Source organism: Streptomyces sp. P17, assembly GCF_032436805.1.
Classification (GTDB): Bacteria; Actinomycetota; Actinomycetes; order Streptomycetales; family Streptomycetaceae; genus Streptomyces.
Map to the genome: position 1 here is coordinate 1 of NZ_JAVRBF010000393.1, position 391 is coordinate 391.

At 51.4% G+C, this 391-nt stretch carries 1 protein-coding gene; it reads right to left on the reverse strand.

Features of this window, described 5'->3' with window-relative positions:
- Positions 1-391 (reverse strand): phage tail tube protein (locus RMT89_RS41440; protein ID WP_315888922.1); only part of this gene is annotated, 391 nt, incomplete at both ends.

The following is a 391-nucleotide window of genomic DNA, read 5'->3' on the forward strand; positions in this document are numbered from 1 at the left end:
CCGACTTCAACGTAATGCGGGTGATAGTCGGCTCCTGAGACTTGGTCACTTTCTCAAACCGCTCAATCGCTGGGTTACCATCAAGATCAACAACAGACATCTGCCAATCAATAGGAGAGAATCCATTAAACAGTCGAGTGGTCTTCTGCTCCTGAAGACAGCCAACCTCAGCCCACTGAGCCTCGCCGCCAGTAAGAGACGTGTCGGTAACGCAAGGCACTTCAGTCCAAGAGACAACCTCTTGGAATGATCCAGCACCACCGCCCGGAGAGAAGTCGGTCGTGTCCGAAGTATCAGCGCCAATTAGCGTGAATGTATCAACGTCAGTAACGCCAACACGGAATGCACGCCCATCAAGCTCACACCAAGGAGAGTTGATGATCACATAATC